Genomic DNA, 20,726 nt, shown 5'->3' with positions numbered 1-20,726 from the left:
GGTCTTTTTGATTATCTGTTTGCCATGAACATATCATAGTAAGCATCTAAAATCTCTTTAGCGATCGTTACGTTCATGTGGTCTTTTTCGTCTGTTAAGTTTGGCAATACCACACTGATTGCGATTTCTGGATCTTCTGTTGGCCCATAAGCCACGATATTGCTGTTTACTGTCGCAATATCAGGATGTCCTTCTGCCACAGTTTCGGCTGTCCCTGTTTTAGCAGACACGTCCATTTTCGCGCTGGCTAGTCCTTTAGCAGTTGTATAGGCATCTGTTCCATGAACCGCTTGGTGGAACCCTTCGCGGATCAATGCCATATTTTCAGGAGAGATGTTTACTTCATCGAGTACTTTTGGTTCGATTGATTTTTTCAACTCGCCTAGATTTCCATTTTCGTCATTTCCATAGATCCCTGTGACTAAATGGGGCTGGATTCGTTTTCCGCCATTGGCTACTGTAGCCGCATATTGTGCTAATTGGATCGGCGTATAGGTATCGAACTGTCCAAAGGCCAAATCGGTAAAGTTTCCTGATGTATACCATTCTTTTCCGTTATCTTTATTGAATTTTTGCATGTAGTCAACAGGACGAGCGATCCCTTGCACTTCATTTGGCAAATCGATGCCTGTGATAGCGCCAAGACCAAATTCGTTGAATGACTTACGCAATTCTGCATAGGCTGTTTCTTGTTCACTTAAACCTGGTAATCCCATTCCTGGCGTATATTCAAGTCCTAACATTTTTAAAGCAACTTTGATCATATACGTATTGGAAGATAGTTCCAACGCTTTGACAACATCCAATGAGACTTGGCCGCTTCTATTAAAAACAGAACTCTTTTCTGAAGCACCTTGCAGACGGATCGGTTCATCGACCAGCACTTGGTCGCCGGTGATTGCACCTGTTGCCCAACCAGCTGCCAATGTTCCTGCTTTAACAACAGAACCAGGAGTAAATGCACTGGTGATCGTACCTAAAGTATTCTCTTGCAGTTCACCTGATCCTTGGTCATGGCTAAATCCAGCCATCGCAAGGACTTCACCTGTTTTTGGGTTCATAGCAACTGCATAAGCGCCAGGAGAATATTTGGCTTTGCCGCTGTTGATCAATGTTTGGAAATTCCGTTGCAAGATCTCGTCTACTTTTGTTTGGAATTCTGCATTGATCGAAAGTTTCAAGTTCGAACCTTTTTCTCCAGCAAAAATCTCTCTTTGACTTGAGACGTTTCCTTTATTATCAAGTTTCACTTCATATTGTGTTTTTGTTCCTTGAAGGACACTTTCATATTGTTCTTCTAAATAACTTTGTCCCACTCGGTCGTTTCTTGCATATCCTTGCGCTAATAATTCTTCGGCACGTTCAGCAGGCAGACCTTGTTTTTCTGTTGTCACGCTTCCTAAGATACTTTTCAGTGAATCTGCAGCGTTATATTCTCGGGTCCAGTCTGTTCCAGTAGAAACTCCTGGAAGTTCAGAGGCACGCTCTGCGACGATTGCCAATTCTTTATCTGAGACATCGCTATTTTTGACATAGATCGTATTCAGATCAGAAGCAGCATTCATTCGTTTGAAGATTGTCGCTGCTTTCAACTGACTTTCGTTGAATTGGATCTCTTCGTCCGTTACTTTATCAACAGTTGCTTGATATTGTTCACTTGTACCCAGCTGCTTTTCTTTAGCAGATAAGCGTTCTGTTGCTTTTTCTAAATTGTCTTTGTCCGCTAACCAGAAATCTTTTTTATCACGTGTCGTCAAATTATCATCGACAGGCACATCGATCAGCTCATTCAGCTTGTTGGCCACTTTCAACAGGTCAGAAGAAGACATTTGCGAGCCGCGAGTAAACGTGATCGCTTGATTTGCCTTATTTTTTACCAGCGCTGTCCCGCTTGCATCATAGATCATTCCCCGCGGTGTCCGTTCTTGAACGGTGATCACAGAAGACGATGTTACTTTTGCTTCCATCTTCTCTCCGTCAATGATCTGCAAATACCCTAGTCGCGCAATCAATGACACAAATAGTGCAAATATAATGAAAAAAAGAAAGTTCAATCGAAAAGGAACATGTGAGCGTCTATATGGTTTGTTCTTTGGTTCCTGCCCGCTCTTTTTCAGTTTGTCGAACCATGACTTATTCATCATTTTTTTCATAAAATCCTTCATCATTCCTATCCTTCCGCATCTCTACATTCGTGTTCCATTTTACCGAAAATCGCAAGAATTAAAAAGCGAAAATCGATTTGGCAAGAAATTCTTTATATAAAATCAAGATAAAATAAATAATTTGTTTCACAGAACATAGAATGATGCTTAACATTCAAATTAAAAAACATATAAAAATTAACGTATTTTTGAAAATAATGTTTTCTAATTTCGTGGAACACATTTACCAAGTTTCTTTTTGTGGAAAACTCCAACAAATTTTTACCGCCTTTGTGCATGTATTCATTTGTAAATCTGTTTGATATATTTTTGGATCGCTTTTCTGGTCGTAGACACTTTTTGCGTCAATTCTTCATTCTGGGCCATATAAAAATAAAAAATAATATCGATCGTTGCAAATTGAGCCAGCAATGAATTGGTTGCTGCGCTTCGATTGGTGATTTCTTTTGGTCGAGAAGTCTGGACAACGATGTCTGCTGATTTACTCAGAGGATTTGTCCCTAATTGTGTCAAAGCGATAACGGTTATCCCTAACTGTTTTGCCAAGTCTGCTAGTGCAACGACATCACTGCTTTTACCTGAATTAGACACCAGCCACAGCACGCATGCTTTTTCATTGCTGACCAATTGAGGAAGCAGCACATGGATATCTTTTTCAAACACGACTTGTTTGCCGACACGCGACCATTTATGCAAGATATCTTCTACAACTAGTGCTGATGCTCCTACACCATAAGAATAAATGACTTCTACTTGATCCAGTGCTTTGATCACTTCTTGGATTTTTTCTTCTTCCAAAAGGTCGACCGTTTCACTGATTGCTACCTGCGCATTTTTTCCTAACTTGTTTTTGATCGAGTAAAAAGCTTCATTTGGGTCAATATCACTAAATCCATCATTGAGTCCTGCTTGCAATTCTGTAGAGATCGTTATTTTGAAATCCGTCAAGCTTTGAAAACCAATTTTTTTTGAAAAACGGACCACTGTCGGCGCGCTGGAACCTGCAGCTTTCGCCAAATCGATAGCGGTCATCGTAGGGATTTTCTCTAAATTATCAATTATATAAGCTGCAAGTTTTTTTTCTGCTGAAGAGTATTCTTCCATCATGCTTTCGATACGTCCTGCTACACTCATAAGCCACCATCCATTTTTTTAAATCTATCTCAAACAGTATACCATATCTTGCGGGGGATTTTTTCAAAAAATAACTGAGCATCAAAGACTGAATGTCAAAATCTTAGTTGTTTTTTCTTTATTTGAAACAAAAGAAGAGACCCGCAGAACATCATCTGCGGATCTCTTTCTTCTATATTATAAGCAACATGAATTTACTTGTTATGCTTATGAACGGCTCATATTTTGTACTTCTGCAGCAATCGAATCAACAAATAGGTTCAACTCTTCGACAGCTGTTTCTTTGCTGCCGTATCGACGGATATTTACTGTTGCATCGTCTACCTCTTTGTCCCCAACAACGATTTGATAAGGGATTTTTTGTGTTTGAGATGCACGGATCTTATAACCCATTTTTTCATTTCTGTCGTCTACTTCAACACGCAAACCTTTCATTTGAAGGCGTTCTTTGATTTCATATGCGTAATCGCTGTGTGCGTCAACAGAGACTGGGATGATTGTTGCTTGGATCGGTGCTAACCAAGTTGGGAATGCGCCTTTATAAACTTCTGTTAAGTAAGCAACGAAACGTTCCATTGTTGAAACGATCCCTCTATGGATAACGACTGGACGATGAGAGTTTTCACCATCTTCACCAACATAAGTTAAATCAAAACGTTCTGGCAGCAAGAAGTCTAATTGGATCGTTGACAATGTTTCTTCAATTCCTAGAGCTGTTTTTACTTGGACATCTAATTTAGGTCCGTAGAAAGCAGCTTCGCCTTCTGCTTCGAAGTAATCTAATTCTAATTCATCCATCGCAGCTTTCAGCATTGTCTGTGCTTTTTCCCACATTGCATCGTCATCAAAATATTTATCTGTATTTTGAGGGTCGCGATAGCTTAAACGGAAACGATAATCAGTGATATTGAAGTCTGCATAAACGGCAACCATCAATTCTAATGTACGTTTGAATTCGTCTTTGATTTGGTCTGGACGAACAAATGTGTGTCCATCGTTCAATGTCATTTCACGTACACGCTGCAAACCAGAAAGTGCGCCAGATTTTTCATAACGGTGCATCATACCTAATTCAGCGATTCGGATTGGCAATTCACGGTAAGAATGGATATCATTTTTATAGACCATCATATGGTGTGGGCAGTTCATTGGACGTAAAACAAGCATTTCGCCGTCGCCCATATCCATTGGCGGGAACATGTCTTCATGGTAATGATCCCAGTGACCAGATGTTTTATAAAGTTCCACATTTGCCATGATCGGTGTATAGACGTGTTGGTAGCCAAGACTTACTTCTTTGTCTATGATATAACGTTCGATTGTTCTGCGGATCGTTGCACCTTTTGGCAGCCAGAACGGCAATCCAGAACCAACTTCAGGAGAAACCATGAACAAGTCTAGTTCTTTTCCTAGTTTGCGGTGGTCGCGTTCTTTTGCTTCTTCACGCATACGGATGAATTCTTTCAAGTCTTTTTTATCAAAGAATGCTGTTCCGTATACACGCTGCATCATATGATTGTCAGAATTTCCGCGCCAGTAAGCACCTGCGACAGATAATAACTTGAAGACTTGGATACGACCTGTTGAAGGCACGTGCGGTCCACGGCACAAGTCGATGAACTCGCCTTGTTGGTAGGCAGTGATGATTTCGTCTTCAGGTAATTCTTGGATCAATTCAACTTTGTAAGGATCATCTGCAAAAACTTCTAATGCTTCTTTTTTTGAAAGGACTCTGCGTTCGATTGGCAGATTTTCTTTAACGATTTTCATCATTTCAGCTTCGATTGCTGGCAGATCTTCTGCAGTTACAGGATGTTCGCCGTTATCTGTATCATAATAAAAACCGGAATCGATGGCAGGACCTACACCAAAATGGATATTTGGATATAGTCTGCGCATTGCTTGGGCCATCAAGTGTGCAGATGAGTGACGTACAAGACCTAATGCATCTTCGTGATCAGGTGTGATGATTTCGATTTTTCCGTCTTCTTCGATTGGACGAACTAAATCGATCAATTGTCCATTGAATTTTCCGGCCAAAGCTTTTTTAGCCAAGCTTTTAGAGATGCTTTCAGCAATAACAAGCGTTGTTACGCCAGACTCGAATTCTTTGATAGCGCCGTCTGGAAAAGTAATTTTTAACATATAATATCCTCCTTTTTGATTTTGATGAGCAGGCACGGCCAAAAACAAAAAAGTCCCAGCATCTTTATAAAATAAAGATACTAGGACGAAAAGTTCGTGGTTCCACCTAATTTCAAACACAAGTGTGTTCCTTGAGCGTGATAACGGAACGACCGCCTTTGTTTCGACAAAGGTTGGAAAAAGTGGTCATCCTTTGGTTTTCTTCTAGGAACGTTTCAGCCGCGCATTCCCTCTCTAAAAGAAGACTCTCAAATTCAGGTGTCTTTCTCATCAATCAATTATGTGTTTATTTAACCACTTATAACCAAAAAATGCAAGGGGGAAATCAAACTTATTTTTTCCATTCCCCGTTTACGCCGTATGTTCCTTTTTTCATTTCGTTGACAATAACATGGATATGTTCTTTTGGTGCACCAGTGTTTTTATGGACTGCGTCTGTGATATCTTTCATCATATTTTCTAGTTGGTCAGCTGAACGTCCTTCAACTAATTCTACGTGTACAAATGGCATATTACTCGTCTCCTTCATTTATCTAGAAGTATTTTTTACTAACTTCCTGATTCAAAAACAGTATACTTCAAAGCGTCTATGAACGCAAAATGTTCTTTTATTCCTTGTAGTAGATCAATTCAAACGTTTCACATAAACAAGGGATCTTTTCATGAAAAGTTAGACCAGCTTTCTGATATTCTTCTTTGAAAAACTGCTCATGGACTTTTCGCCAATACGCAAGGCTTCGGTCGCCTTCTCCTTCACGATAAGCAAACGCAGCAGGTACTTCATCAAAAGGATATTCTTCGATCTTCGTGGTGAGGATCACTGCTTTTGGTTCCTCTTTGCCATCTAGCAAAATGCTGTATTCACCAGCAGTTGGAAAAGGTTCATTGTCTCTTTCATATAATTCTTTAGCAGAACTTGTGGCTGTTTTCTTTCCCGCCAAGACTAATTCTAACAATTCATCGGCCTGTTTTGGTGTGTTCCCAAATGCCCAGGCATCGCTGTAGTTTTCTTCGATCCCTGTTTGCTGGCAGCATTCTTGCCAAAATCGTTCGATGGACATTTATTTCACCTCCAAATTATTTTTTGTATACTGACGCACCTTTTTCTCTGTATCTTTATCATAGAAAAAACCGCGTTCTGCTGCATAAGCTTGTGCTGTTTGAGAAAAAAGTTCCTGACATCCTTGGAGCGCGTGCGCACATTTTTCCAAAGAAGAAAAATCTAAAAGCGCAAGTAATCGTTCTGTGATTTCTGGTTTCAGGAATTTTGTCAAATATTTATAGTTTTTCCCTGTACTGATTTGATAGCCGTCTTGCTCTCCTACTCCCCAGCTCAGCATACGCAACAGTTCTGCAAAGCAATTTTCATAAAGATGATCCGCTGCATAAATCAGTTCCTGTCTGGCAATCCCTTTTACAACATAAGTTGATACCCACCAAAATTCATTGCAGCTGTCTTGGAATAATTTTTCATTTGGTTTTTGCACCCAAAATACTTTTGATGAAGGAATCGTCAATTGTTTAAACAACCCATCTGGATCATATATCGGCGTCAGCAGCGGTTCTCGTTCTAATTCTTTGGCTGCCATCAGCGGGCAAAGCATCAAGTCGATCCTCGTCCCATCCATAAACTGCATCAAAAATGTAAATCGCTGGCCCAATGTCGGCGGAAACAGCAACATCTCTTCTGGTGTCTGCATGATCATTCGTTCGCCAAATTGATCGATCCAGCGCCGATCTGCTAATAACTCATTGAGGTTTTCGACAATATAAACGATATCATAATCTTGGAATTGATCTTTGGTTGCTTCTGGGTCCATTCGTGAACCGGAGATTGCTGCGGCTTTGACATTTAAACTTTTCGCAACTTTTAAGATAAGCGCTGTCATTTCCTCTTCTGTACGCATCTTGTTTTCTCCTTTTTAACTAGTGTAACATAAAGGCACCTCCCGCTAACAAATCTCAGCATTTTTGTGCTATAATTTTATGTCACATTTTTTAAGGAGGCCCACCCGTGGACGAAAGAAAAAAAGAACAACTCCATGTTGCTGAAACTATCAAAATCATTCGACAAGAACAACAGATTCTTTCTCAGCAAAAAGCTGAGTTATCCAATAAAATGAATCACCAGCTAAAAGAAATCTCTGAAAAGAAGATTCGTGGCGGAAGCAATGAATCCTTTTATGAATCAGCTGTAGAATACCGTCAGCATGAACAAGAATTACTGTTGAAATACCAAACTGCTGCTTCCCAAGAAAAAAGACTCCAGTCATTGGGTGTCATGGAAGGCAACCCATATTTTGCCCGAATCGATTTCCAAGAAGAAACAGAACCCGAAACCCTTTATCTCGGCATCGCCTCTTTACGTGATACTACGGAAGAAACGATTGTGATCGACTGGCGTGCGCCGATTGCCAATCTTTATTATGAAGGAGAGCTTGGAAAAGCTTATTACGAAACATCTGTCGATAAAATCGACGTCGATTTGTTGCTAAAACGCCAATTCAAAATCCAAGAGGGCGAAATCCTTTCAATGGTCGATACGTCTGAAGTGATCAATGATGATTTCTTGTTGGAGATCCTTGATGATGCTTCTAGTGCCCATATGAAAAATATCGTCTCCACGATCCAAAAAGCACAAAATGAGATCATTCGAGAAACCAGCAGCAAAGTCCTTTTGATTGAAGGAATCGCCGGCAGCGGAAAAACATCGGCGTTGCTTCAACGTATCGCTTTTCTGCTGTACCATCACCGAAAATGGCTAGATTCAAAAGATGTCTTGCTCTTCTCACCTAACCATTTGTTTTCTGATTATATTTCAACTGTGCTGCCTTCCTTAGGCGAAAGCGGTGTGCCGACATTTACGTTCCGTCAGTTTGCGGAACAATTGCTGCCTCGTTTTTCACTTATTGAAGAAACCAAACAGGAACAAGGATTTTTATCTGGCGAAAAAGATCCGATCCAACAAATGAAAGCTGGTCTTTCTGCTGTTGATCAAATTGATCCTTATGTACGTTCCATCACTTCTTTTGGTCCGCTGTTCCGCGAAATGAAAATCAATGGCCGGACGATTTTATCAAAAGAAATGATCCGCAAATATTATCAGGATACCAACCAGCTGCTGCCGCTCCATCAAAGATTGTCTCTTCTGCAAACCAAATTGCTGAAAAAAATCGGCGGTCTGCAAAAAGATGAAATGCGCCAGCAATGGGTCAAAGACGAAGCAGAAGAACAACTGCAAGAACTTTATGCCAGTGACCCAAACTTGGATTATACAGAGCAGAAAGAAAAAGCATTACGGAAAAAATTAGCGAAACGAATCGTTCAGAAGAGATTCCGCCGCTTGCATCAAGGGATCATGCATTATCAATTTGTGAACCTTTCTAAACAATATTTGCATTTTCTGCAGACGATCCCTCAAGAAATCCGCAAACGCCATGGAATAACGAAAGAAATGTGGGAAAATCACTTACTTGAGATTCGTGATAATTTACGGGAAAAAGAACTTCACCAAGAAGATGCTGTTCTTTACTTCTTGCTGATGCGTAAGATCTACCCTGTTTCTGTCCAACAAAAAGCACGGTATATTTTTATTGATGAGATGCAAGATTTCGCACCTGCTCAAGCAGCACTTCTTCAAGCGATTTACCCAAATGCATCCCTCACTTTCTGCGGCGACTTGAATCAAAATGTCTTTGGGAATGAAACAATCATTGGTTGTTTGGATCTCTTGTTTGAAGATCAGACAACGAAACGATTCCAATTGACGACCAGCTATCGTTCAACTAAGGAAATCACTGATTTTGCGAACCATTTTCTTTCAAAAGAAGATCAAGTAGATACTACAGCCCGAAAAGGCGGTCTTCCAACAGTGATCCAATCAGAAAACACTGCTGATCAATTGGCTTGGTTGGAAAAAACCTTTGCAGAGACCAAAGAATCTGCACGCTTCTGGCGAACAGCGATCATCGCTAAAACACAAGAAGAATGCCAGCAGTTGTACCAACAGCTTTCCGAGCAGGCGCAGCAAGAGATCCAATTGATCGTTGATGAAGAAGATTTCATGAAACGTTCAATCGTTATCTTGCCAGCCTTCTTAGCGAAAGGATTAGAATTTGACCGCGTCTTTTTATGGGGCGTGGATCAAGAAAACTTCCATACTTCGCAAGATCAATTGATTTTATATACGATGTGTACGCGCGCCATGCATGAATTGACTTTGATGACTACTTATGATGAAAGTCCATTGCTGCAGCGAATCGATCCATTGACTTATACTAAAAAGGTGATTTAAGATCATACAAAAGACACCTGTTTGTTATTTTGACAAACAGGTGCCTTTTTTGTAGTGTGGATGATAGATAGGAAGTTTAGAAAGGAAGGAAAATATGAAGATAGAACAAAGCAGTAAAGCAGACTTGTTACCTTTTTTAGAAGAAATTTTTCGTCAACAACATGAAAGACAATTTAACAATCATTCATCGGAGGAAACAAATAGAATATTGGCCTTTAGTGCGTGGGAAAATGATCAATTAGCAGGAGGAATTATTGGTAAACGACAATATGATACGCTGCATATTTCATTATTAGGTGTACAAGAAGTATATCAAAAAGCAGGAATTGGTTCGAAACTAATAAAAGCAATGGAAGAACAGGCAATGAGAGAGAATATCAAAACGATTACTCTTACGACAAAAGCTTACCAAGCGGTAGATTTCTATTTGAAACAAGGCTATAAAATCTTTGGTGAACTAGAAGATGTTCCAATAATCGGTACCAAAAAATATTATTTAGTAAAAAGAATAATAGAGTAGCATAGCTCTCTAAGAAAGTCATCAAAGAAATTTAAAAATAACAAAACCTTCTTTTATTTTATAAAATTGGGTTCGGATTCTTCAATTTTTAGTCTTGATTCCCTTACTTTTTCGTACTCTCCTACTCATTATATAATTTATTTGATGATTCAAATAATATGAATATCTTTAATTAAAGCAAGGGCCATATAGTGCTTTTCACTTGCTAGAGATTGATCTGCAGGTTGTACTTTATCTACAAAGACAGCAGCAGTATTATTATAAATATATTTTACTGTACCTGTAATAGGCAAAGAAAATCCTACAGCTTTACATTCAACGTTGGAACCTATTTTTACATCGCATTCTTTTTTCATAATTTCTCACCTTTTTAAGCAGCTTTAATGAACTGCATCTGATAAATTTACTGAAACTATTTTGTAAAAACTCTTTTTTGGGGCACCCTATTGCAGTACTTAAATCAAGAATTTTATTCATAAATAAAACAGTTCAGCTGATATTCACTATGTATCTTGTATTCCAGTATTCTTTTGAACAAAAGCGTATCTTATATTCTTTACCTTATCAATTGCAAAAGTGCATGACCTACAATATTCCAATAGTTTAACCCTAATTGAAATAAGATTTGCTTTGTGATAAGTCACTCATCATTAATATGACCCTGCCTATTAGTAAAACGATAGGCAGGGTCATTCAAAAACTATTTTATTATTTAAAAAATCATTCGCTTTTCTTTGTGTGCTTATCTTTTATTCCAATAAACACTAATAGAAGAAGCACGAATCCAGCTTTTTTTAGATGATCCATTCTTAGCTCACCTGTTTTAGGCAGTACATCAGTTTTTGAAGGGATAAATCGCACAGTCACATTGTTTTCATATGTTTCTCCCATGCTAATCGTATCAGCATCCATCTTTTGTGGTGTGAAAAAAACGAACAACATAACAAGCATAAGCAGAATGCCGTTTTTCTTAATATTTTTCTTCACGTTAGTTCACTCCCTGACTTGGATCTGCTACTAGCTCCCAATTGATCGTTGTCCTATAGGTATCTTCGCTTGCCTCTAATGAATTCGGCACCTGAAGCTCCACACCAGATGTATTTTCCGTTCCAAATAAAATGGTTGTGTTTCCTACTGGATGGTTCCCAGCTGAATTATTCACTATATAGTTTGCAATTTCTATAGGTTGAGTATTCAAGTTTACTTCGGTTTGTGTATGAAGATTGGCAGCTTGATCACTTTGACTGACGATATTTTTAAGACTGATTTCTGCACCTCTTAATTCATTTCCATTAGCATTTTGAAATGGAGAACTTTGATATGCCTGAAGCGACCAGTTACTTGTACCAATATAATCAGATAATTGTAATCCCAGCGGCGTCTCTTTTTCATTCAAAGCTGTAACTACTTGGCGGCGGTTGCTTTTTCTGATAGTACCAAATTCAAAATTGGAGACATTTGTTATCTCACGTGTACCTTCTACTGTAAAAGATACGTCATAGGACATTTGGACATACTTACCATTACTTAATTTTTCTTGGACCTGGATCGTACCTGTCGTTTGACCTAGTTTTGATCGATCTGGGTAACTAGTGAATCCAACGACTTCGACATTTGGTGCACCTGTTAGATTCAGATAAGTTGCCGCTTGCTGGTCTAACTGCTTATCGGTCATGTTTCGACTGATCGTCCCTGTCCGAGGTGTTACTCGATCAAGCAATACTTGACGGTAACCTGTGGGCGTTAATTCTAGGTAAGCAATATTGTTTCTGTGAGACAACGCACCTTCTACTTCATTATTGAAAATCCTTAATCGGAAATTTGGTTCTTCGTGATAAACCTTTAGAATATCTCCATGTGTAATGGAAATCGTTCCAATATCACGGACATGATCGTTTACATTTCTGTTTCCAGCAGCTTCATAACTAGTAACTGTATTCAACTCATTAAGTGCTTGTTTTGAATCCGTATTTCTCAATACTGCTAATGAGTAATATAAGTTTGGAAAACTAGGATGAATTGGTGCCACGGCAATATAATCGCCACGTCGAGCTACCAATTTATTTTCCCCAGGTAAATAGGCTAAGGCACCTGCAGAACGATCCGCATGCCCTCTAAAAAGAAGTGTTTCTCCCCACGTGATCGTCACAGGGATCTGCACTTGAATTCTTTCATCAGAAGCTTTATGAACGACTGTTACTGTCGTTTTTCTGCTTCCTGGTACATCAAGATCTTGTCCAGGATTATACTCTAACTCATAGGCATCCCTTGCCAAAACAGTGTTATTGTACTTCACTTCGCCCACTGCTTTTTCTAAATCAAGAGATTCTCCTAAAGTTAAAGATTGTGCCACAGGAGCGGCTTCTAACCCTTGATGAACGGTAAATAGTACATCATAAGTCATTTGAATATAGTTGCCATTGCTTAATTTCTCTTGAACTTGGATGGTTCCTAGCGATTGCCCTTGTCTTGATCGGTCTGGATATCTAGTAAATCCGACAACTTCGACATTTTTAGCATTACCAAATTCAAGATAAGTTTCTGCTGCTGCGTCCAATTGTTGGTCACTCATCGTTTGCGAGATCGTTGTATTTTTAGAGCTTAGTTGATTAATAAACAACAATCTCAATCCATCATTTGTTGTCTCGTAATAAGTTGTTGGATTTATCAATCGATTGGTTGGATGAATATCTGCTTCAACGCCATCTGTATACAAACTGATCATTCTGCCAGCACTTATCGATTCTTGATGGTATACCTCTACAACATCTCCTACTTGAACCGTATTTACACCGAAATCATTTACAATATCAAACTTGTAGTCTCGTCCATAATACGTAAAGTTTCTCTGATAGTTTGGTAAATTCAGTGCTATATTTTGCTGCCCTGAAATCAAACCTATTTTCAAATAAGCAGTGTCTAAAAAGAGACCCGTATGAAGTTGAAGATTTCTGTCTTCTGAACCCTTTGTTCCAATCAATTGTAGTTGATTGCCAGCTCTTATTAATGAAAGTCCTAAACTTTCGTGACGACTTGTCCCTTTCAAAAGCAGCGTATTCCCCCATTGAATAGTTACAGGAATTTCCACTTCAATAGTCTCCGTCGTTGCTTTATGTGTGATGGATGCATTAAGCGTACGACTACCAACTAAATCCATGATCCCTTTTTCGCTGATTTTTACTTCAAAGTCATTATTAGATAAGGTTTGCCCATTATATTTAACGTCTTTGACTACTTGGATTGGATCAAGTGTTTCTCCTAGGTTTAATGTTTGTGCAACAGCGGATGCTTCTAAACCAGCCGTCACAGTAAATGGAACGTCATACGTCATTTGAATATAGTTGCCATTACTTAATTTCTCTTGAACTTGGATTGTTCCTAGCGATTGTCCTTGTCTTGATCGGTCTGGATATCTAGTAAACCCGACAACTTCGATATTTTTAGCATTACCAAATTCAAGATATGTTTCTGCTGCTGCGTCCAATTGTTGGTCCCTCATCGTTTGTGAGATCGTTGTGTTTTTAGGAGTTAATTGATTGATAAACAACAATCTCAATCCATCATTTGTTGTCTCATAATAAGTGGTTTGATTTACCAATCGATTGCCTGAGTGAATATCCTCTTCAACACTATTGGTGTACAAACTGATCATTCTGCCAGCACTCAACGATTCTTGATGATATACCTCTACAACATCTCCAACTTGAACAGCATTTACACCGAAATCATCTATGATATCAAACTTATAGTCTCGTCCATAATACGTAAAGTTTCTCTGATAGTTTGGTAAATTCAGTTCTATATTTTGTTGCCCTGAAATCAAGCCTATTTTCAAATAAGCAGCATCTAAGAAAACCCCTGTGTGAAGCTGAAGATTTCTGTCTTCTGAACCCTTTGTTCCAACCAATTGTAGTTGATTGCCAGTTCTTACTAATGAAATCCCTAGACTTTCATGTCGACCTGTCCCTTTCAAAATCAGCGTATTCCCCCATTGAATAGTTACAGGAATTTCCACTTCAATAGTCTCCGTCGTTGCTTTATGGGTGATGGATGCATTAAGCGTACGACTACCAACCAAATTCATGATTCCATTTTCGCTGATCTTTACTTCAAAGTCATTATTAGATAAGGCTTGGCCATTATATTTAACGTCTTTGACTACTTGGCTTGAATCAAGTATTTGTCCTAAGTTTAACGTTTGTGTAACAGCGGATGCTTCTAAACCAGCCGTCACAGTAAACGGAACATCATACGTCATTTGAACATAGTTGCCATTGCTTAACTTTTCTTGAACCTGGATTGTCCCTGTTGTCTGCCCTACTGTCGATCGATCTGGATATCTAGTGAACCCGACGACTTCGACATTTGGTGCGTTACTCAAATTTAGATAAGATGCGGCTTGTTGGTCTAACTGAGCATCAGTCATATTCCGACTAATTGTTCCTGCACGTGACGTTACTCGATCGATCAATACTTGTCGGTAACCTGTAGGCGTCAATTCCAAGTAAGCAATATTATTGCTGTGAGACAAGGCACCTTCTGTTTCATTATTAAAAATTCTTAGTCGAGTACGTGCTTCCGCATGATAGACTTTCAGAATATCACCATAGATAATTGTCCGATTACCGAATCCCTGGCGATTTTGTTCAGCAGTCCACGTACCTGGCGAGGAGAACTTATAATATTCAGATAATTCTGTTAAGTTTTGATGATTGGCTGAATTACGCAATAACGAGATATTAAAGTATTCATTTGGAAAATTAGGATGTGTAGAAGCAAGACCTTCATAACTTCCTCTCGTCATCCTTAATCGTCGCTCTGATGGAACATATGCAAGTGCTCCCCCTGAACGGTCGCCAATCCCTCGGAACATGATGGTATTACCCCATCTAATTGTAACGGGCACATTCACTTGGATTCGCTCTCCTGTCGCTTTATGAATGATTGTTACTGTTGTATTCCTACTGCCTGCTACATCGAGGTCTAGTCCAGGATCATACTCTAATTCATAGGCATCCCTTGCTAAAACAGCGTTATTATACTTTACCTCACCTACTGCTTTTTCTAAATCAAGAGATTCTCCTAGAATTAAAGTTTGTGCCACAGGAGCGGCTTCTAATCCTTGATGAACAGTAAACGGTACGTCATAGGACATTTGAACATAATTACCATTACTTAATTTTTCTTGAACTTGAATTGTCCCTGTCGTTTGCCCTAGTCTTGATCGATCTGGATATCTAGTAAATCCAACTATCTCGACGTTTGACGCATCTGCTAGATTTAAATAAGTTGCCGCTTGTTGGTCCAATTGACTGTCAGTCATTCGACGACTAATCGTTCCTGTCCGTGGTGTCACTCGATCAAGCAGTACTTGACGGTATCCTGCTGGTGTTAATTCTAGGTAAGCAACGTTGTCTTTATGTGATAATGAGCCTTCTGTTTCATTGTTGAAGATTCTTAACCGGCCTTGGGCTTCTGCATGATACACTTTCAAGATATCTCCGTAATTTATCGTGCGATTACCGAAATTCTGTTTATTTTGTTCAGCAGTCCACGTACCTGGTGAAGAAAACTTATAATATTCAGGTAATTCTGTTAAGTTTTGACGATTAGTCGAATTACGCAACAAAGAAATATTGAAGTATTCATCTGGAAAGTTAGGATGTGTAGGAGCAAGAACTTCGTAGCTTCCTCGTGTCATTCCTAATCGTCGTTCGGATGGAACATAAGCAAGCGCGCCTCCAGCACGATCATCAACACCTCTAAACATAACGGTATTACCCCATCTTAGCGTTATTGGTACGCTGAAATCAGCAGACTCTCCACTAGCAGTATGCGTGATTTTCACCGATAGATTCCTTGTACCAGCTACATCTAAAACTGTTCCCAGTTGAAAATCAAGGGTATATTGATTACTATTTAATGTTGTGCCCCTATAACGGACATTTGATATAGATTTATTAATATCAAATGTTTCACCTACGAATAAATTCTGATGGGTGATATCTGCTTGAATCCCATCCTGCACATTAAATGGCACCTGATAATCTCTATAGACAAAGTTTCCAGTTGACAACTGTTGACGAACACGAATAACACCAGTACTTGTACCTGCTCTAGATCGATCAGGATACGTAATAAACCGTTCAATTTGCGCACCAGCAGCACGATTCATATCTAAGTAATTTGCTAGACTAGCATCTAATTGTGCATTCGTTGTGTTTGTACTTATTGTTGTTTGACGTGGTGTTGCTCGGTTAAAAGTCAATTGTCTATAACCTGAACTTGTTAGTTCAAGATAGCCTCTATTTCCATCACGTGAATCCGCGACAGAGCCTAACCCTTGTACATTTCCGCTTGAAAGAGTGCCGACTCTATTCGGTTGTGCATGGAATACTTCAACTACGTCACCATATGCAAAAGCTGGTTTAGATGCTGAATTATATCTTGTGCGTAAAGCATCTAATGTGTCTCTACCATTAGCAGTAAATGAAAAAATCGAGTTGATATTTTCTATTGACTGGGCTGCATCTGGTCGTCTTACCGAAAACGTATAGAATGTTTCAGCAGCATTCGATGACATAGTATTAGAATTTCGTTCATGTCGTTTGAATTCTATCTGTCGTGTTTGTGGATTATATAGAAACACGCCACCTGAACCTTGTGTTGCTCCCATATAAATAGCATTATTATTTCCTTCTGGCCATCGTACTTGAACACGTCCATATAGATCAATCCAGCCATGAGGTGCTTGTTCATCTGTAACTCGAACGGTAAATCTTGCTCTTTCAGGCGATGTATTCACAATATCGTCTTCTGGAAATTCAGTAATTCGATAATGTAGAGGAAAAGTATGTTCCATCCATGAATAGCCTGATGTAAGTACCCATTTATCTATTCCTACCAAATGACCTATGTGTCGGCTTCTATTGTTAACAATCTCGGCTGCAGCTCCGGAACGACTAACAGCGTCCCTAAATGGCAGGAAAGGATCCCACGAATCTCCTATACGATACACTACTCTGTTGGTCACATTATCAGTCCAGATCGTCCATGCCGATCGCCAAGCTTGAGCGTTGGGTGAAGCTGAATTACCCGCACCGTCCCATAGCCGCAGTCTTCCCGGAGCAGCCATAATAACCCCTCCTCCTGTGATCACTGTATCGTTTGGTCCTGGTCCCCCTGAAGGCGGAGCAGAGAAACTCTGTAGTATACTTTCATTTTGTAGAATATCTTTTATATCAGTTTCAGTTGTCTTCTCAGTGCTGCCAGCTGATTCCTCACTTTTACTTTCAGAATTACCCGAATTTTCTTCACTTTGGGATACAGAAGGAGAATCATTTTTATCTTCTTTTTCAGAAATATTTTCAGACAAAACTGTATTTTCTGGCAAAGAATCAGTGTCTGCTGTATCTTCTAATTCTGAAACAGGTTCGGTATCTTTGTCTTCTAAGAAACTTTCAGCATACACCATATATATAGAAGGAGATATGGCTTGACTCAGCATGCACACTATTCCTAAAAATGTAATCAGCTTCTTCATTGGTCATCTCCTCTATCTCTGTGGTCTATTAGGGTGTTGGCGTTGCGCCTGGATCTGCAACTAGTTCCCAAACGATGGAAGTCGAATATGTTTTATCTGATTTAATTGTGTTTGCAGGAATGTGAAGGCTGACACCATCTGTTGTGCTATCTCCATGAGGGCTTCCCAAAGCCAATGACCAAGTACCTGCCCCTTGAGTAGCATTCGCTGTAGAAATAACCTGCTCACTACTATTCAACACCACCCTTGAATTAGGGATTTGTGGTGTATTATTTGTGTTTGCATAATGCATATTTTGAATCGAAATCTCTGCGCCATCTAATTCTTTACCATCTTCATTAATAAATTGACTAGGTTGTGAAGCTCTTAGTTCCCATCCTTGTCTAGCTAAACCTCGGCGATCTTCAATCGAAATAAATGGTACTCGTTTTTCCGTCTGGCCATCTACTCGAACATCGATCAACTGAGCATTTTGGTTAATTGCTAAATTCGTATGTTCAATATCGCCAAAATCAAAATCTGCAACAAAATTGATTTTTAAATCTCCTGGATTTGGATTCGGCGGCGTTGGCGGTTCGATTGGTTTTTCTGGATTTTCCGGATCGACAATCTCGGGTTGGTCTGGATCTGGTGCGCCAATCGTTACTGAACCTTCAGTTGTTGCTTTGGTTGCCCCATCGTAATCAGCTGCAAATACATTCATCGCCTGTCCTAAACTCATGATTCCCAATAAACTAGCTGCAAATAGTAAGTTTGTTTTTTTCATCGTTTTCTCTCCCTTTAATAAAAGTCAATTTTATTTTGTTGCCATTGAATTATTTTCTTTCTCCTCACCCCCTTTAAATTTATTTTTTAGAAGCAAGTACAAAATCAAACATATCAAGACTATCCCGATTCCTATCGATAAGTAGGTCAACCAAGGTGTCGGTAATTCTATATCCAGAGCTGTTTGATTCAGTGAATTTGCAACAGAAGAACTGATGTGAAAATTTTCTACAAAATGGTAGGTTTCTGTATCAGCTCTCACTGTTAACTCAACGCGATAATTCCCTGCACGAACTGGCTGAGAAAAAGTGGGTATCCCAAAATCAAAGTTTGAATTTGGCGCCATTCTTAAATTTTCTTTTTCATACTGAATGATTGGATCTTTTTCATCCTGATAATATAATTTCGAATTGATTTCCATGGATCGAATAGATATAGGTTGTTTATTTTGTAAATTTATCTCAACCACATTTCTATAATTTCGCTGATCCATTCTAGCGTTTCGGGCTATTAATTCGTTAACAGGTAGTTCTATATTTTTTTGACGTAACAACACCTCGACTGTATAAGCAAATTGATGTGTGACTTGTTGATCTTGAAGTGCTTTTTCTTGATAAAATCGAAACCCTCCAAGGATCTCGCCTCCCCATTCTTTTGTTGGATAATTGATTTTTGTTGTATATTTTTTTGATTCCCCTGCATTAAGCGCAATTGCTTCTTTTTTATTTTCTACTAATGTGTCAAAAGGAAATTCCAGTGTTTCATCAAGATTTTCTTTACTTATGAACGAGGTAATCCCATTTTGATTTGTTTGAGCAGGAATTGCTTCTACTCCGATCTTTAATGATTCATTGGTGTTATTTATTATTTCAATCGTAATAGATTCTTCTTCATTTGGATTTCCTTCAAAGATATAATAGCCTTGTTCATTTACTGACCCGTCTTCTTTTAAACTCCGGACTGAGAACGGTGCGCTGGAATCTCCAAAAACTGGTACATGATAAATTTTTTCAATGGCTAAAAGAAAAAAAGCTAAAATACATAATTTGACATACAGCTTATTTTTATTTCTTCTTCCTTTCATTTTCATCCCCCCTTTGACATTAGTTATTGTAAGGCATGCACCAAGTGCCCAGTCAAAAGTTTTTATGTACTTTTTAGATATTAGCTATTAAACTATTTTTTCAAAGGGGGAATACTATGGATAAGAAAACATTTCATATCAAAGATGTTTTAAAATTGACAAAGTTAAAAAAATCAACTATTCGTTATTGGGAACGTGAAGGATTACTAAATTTTAACCGCAATCAAGACAACAATTATCGAGTCATTGACAGTCGTACCTTGCTCGATTTATTGGATATTGTTTTTTATCGGAATCTGAACATCCCAATAAAAAAATTAAAATCGATTTTACATCAAAAGCCTGAAATCACTTATGAAGCATTGATAAAATCAGAACAAAATTTAATGGATGAACTGAATAAAATAACAAGACAAAAGAAATTTCTTGAACACAAAAAGCAAAGTTTAGAAGAGCTGGTCCAATTGCAAAAAAATCCAGCTTCTGTATCTTTTCCAATGAATTTTTCATATGTAGAACAACTTAGCTTTAGTTATATGGAACATGTTAGTCAATATTCCACAAGTCCAACAAATTTTGTCTTATTTTTCCAAGGGAATGAACAGGCTTATCAAGAGGGGATAATTGTAGACAAAAAATTAAGTAATCACTTATTATTTGAGAAAAAAAAACAGAAAATCATTTTTGGCGGATTACTTGAGGTGGATAACTTAAATTATCAAAACAATAATTTAGAGCTGCTCTTAAAACAAGCAAATTTCCCTGCAGATACTACTTGTATTGCTCAATATCTTTCTTCAGGAAAATCAGAAACAGGAAAAGTAATCGATTATTACAAATGCTGGTTTTTATTTGAGTCGTAATAGAAAGAATCATTTACACTTCCAAAAATGCGGAGTTGGCTTATAAATTGAAATTCTTTGTACACAAATTCAGCCAACTGCATCCAATTATTTGATCCGAAGCAGTTGGCTTATTGATGTTTTATATTCTTTTTATTATGGAAAACTTGTCATGCTTTTTAATTATAAAAAAATCCTAGTGAAATTTATCGATCTAATTCCTTTATTTCCTGC

14 protein-coding genes are annotated in these 20,726 nt (G+C 38.5%); 3 read left to right on the top strand and 11 right to left on the bottom strand.

What is annotated here, in order from left to right; translation table 11 throughout:
* Positions 1 to 11 precede the first annotated feature (11 nt).
* The 6 genes from IGI64_RS04770 to IGI64_RS04745 all read right to left on the bottom strand — a co-directional run bounded on the left by IGI64_RS04770 (position 12) and on the right by IGI64_RS04745 (position 7,351).
* Entirely contained in the window at positions 12 to 2,168 is a 2,157-nt protein-coding gene (locus tag IGI64_RS04770) for a peptidoglycan D,D-transpeptidase FtsI family protein (RefSeq protein WP_429939644.1), read from the bottom strand.
* Positions 2,169 to 2,447: 279 nt separating this feature from the next.
* On the bottom strand, positions 2,448 to 3,299 hold the full coding sequence (locus IGI64_RS04765) for a MurR/RpiR family transcriptional regulator (protein ID WP_016625450.1): 852 nt from the start codon (positions 3,297 to 3,299) through the stop codon (positions 2,448 to 2,450).
* A 207-nt stretch (positions 3,300 to 3,506) separates the two neighbouring features.
* Entirely contained in the window at positions 3,507 to 5,444 is a 1,938-nt protein-coding gene (thrS, locus tag IGI64_RS04760; protein WP_429939643.1) for a threonine--tRNA ligase, read from the bottom strand.
* 331 nt (positions 5,445 to 5,775) lie between these two features.
* Positions 5,776 to 5,955 (bottom strand): 2-hydroxymuconate tautomerase, encoded by a 180-nt coding sequence (locus IGI64_RS04755; RefSeq protein ID WP_034863082.1) that lies wholly within the window; start codon positions 5,953 to 5,955, stop codon positions 5,776 to 5,778.
* A 97-nt stretch (positions 5,956 to 6,052) separates the two neighbouring features.
* Positions 6,053 to 6,505, bottom strand: a complete 453-nt coding sequence (locus IGI64_RS04750) for an ASCH domain-containing protein (RefSeq protein WP_429939642.1) — start codon at positions 6,503 to 6,505, stop codon at positions 6,053 to 6,055.
* Positions 6,506 to 7,351 (bottom strand): aminoglycoside 6-adenylyltransferase, encoded by an 846-nt coding sequence (locus IGI64_RS04745; RefSeq protein WP_429939641.1) that lies wholly within the window; start codon positions 7,349 to 7,351, stop codon positions 6,506 to 6,508.
* A gap of 107 nt (positions 7,352 to 7,458) precedes the next feature.
* Between IGI64_RS04745 and helD the strand changes: the two genes are divergently transcribed.
* Both helD and IGI64_RS04735 read left to right on the top strand, forming a co-directional pair.
* Positions 7,459 to 9,738: an RNA polymerase recycling motor HelD gene (gene helD, locus IGI64_RS04740; protein ID WP_429939640.1), complete on the top strand. Its 2,280-nt coding sequence runs from the start codon at positions 7,459 to 7,461 to the stop codon at positions 9,736 to 9,738.
* Between the two features lie 94 nt (positions 9,739 to 9,832).
* Positions 9,833 to 10,258 (top strand): GNAT family N-acetyltransferase, encoded by a 426-nt coding sequence (locus tag IGI64_RS04735; protein ID WP_429939639.1) that lies wholly within the window; start codon positions 9,833 to 9,835, stop codon positions 10,256 to 10,258.
* 149 nt (positions 10,259 to 10,407) lie between these two features.
* On the opposite strand, the gene IGI64_RS04730 is transcribed toward IGI64_RS04735, so the two are convergent.
* From IGI64_RS04730 to IGI64_RS04710, 5 genes are all read right to left on the bottom strand, one after another.
* A complete protein-coding gene (locus IGI64_RS04730) occupies positions 10,408 to 10,614 on the bottom strand; it encodes a hypothetical protein (RefSeq protein WP_429939638.1) in 207 nt (68 codons plus the stop codon).
* A 364-nt stretch (positions 10,615 to 10,978) separates the two neighbouring features.
* Entirely contained in the window at positions 10,979 to 11,245 is a 267-nt protein-coding gene (locus IGI64_RS04725; protein ID WP_429939637.1) for a hypothetical protein, read from the bottom strand.
* A 1-nt stretch (position 11,246) separates the two neighbouring features.
* Positions 11,247 to 17,801: a WxL domain-containing protein gene (locus tag IGI64_RS04720; protein ID WP_429939636.1), complete on the bottom strand. Its 6,555-nt coding sequence runs from the start codon at positions 17,799 to 17,801 to the stop codon at positions 11,247 to 11,249.
* A gap of 28 nt (positions 17,802 to 17,829) precedes the next feature.
* Positions 17,830 to 18,567 carry a WxL domain-containing protein gene (locus tag IGI64_RS04715; protein ID WP_429939635.1) on the bottom strand — a complete coding sequence of 246 codons (738 nt, stop codon included), beginning with the start codon at positions 18,565 to 18,567 and terminating at the stop codon, positions 17,830 to 17,832.
* Between the two features lie 30 nt (positions 18,568 to 18,597).
* The gene (locus IGI64_RS04710; protein ID WP_429939634.1) at positions 18,598 to 19,650 is read right to left on the bottom strand and encodes a WxL protein host-binding domain-containing protein; all 1,053 of its coding nucleotides are present in this window, start codon (positions 19,648 to 19,650) and stop codon (positions 18,598 to 18,600) included.
* Positions 19,651 to 19,766: 116 nt separating this feature from the next.
* Here IGI64_RS04710 and IGI64_RS04705 point away from each other — a divergent pair, with 116 nt between their 5' ends.
* The gene (locus tag IGI64_RS04705; RefSeq protein WP_429939633.1) at positions 19,767 to 20,513 is read left to right on the top strand and encodes a MerR family transcriptional regulator; all 747 of its coding nucleotides are present in this window, start codon (positions 19,767 to 19,769) and stop codon (positions 20,511 to 20,513) included.
* Positions 20,514 to 20,726 lie beyond the last annotated feature (213 nt).

This window comes from Enterococcus sp. DIV0210g (genome assembly GCF_050559705.1).
GTDB classification, from domain to species: Bacteria; Bacillota; Bacilli; order Lactobacillales; family Enterococcaceae; genus Enterococcus_B; species Enterococcus_B faecalis_A.
This window is presented reverse-complemented; position numbering and strand designations above follow the sequence as displayed.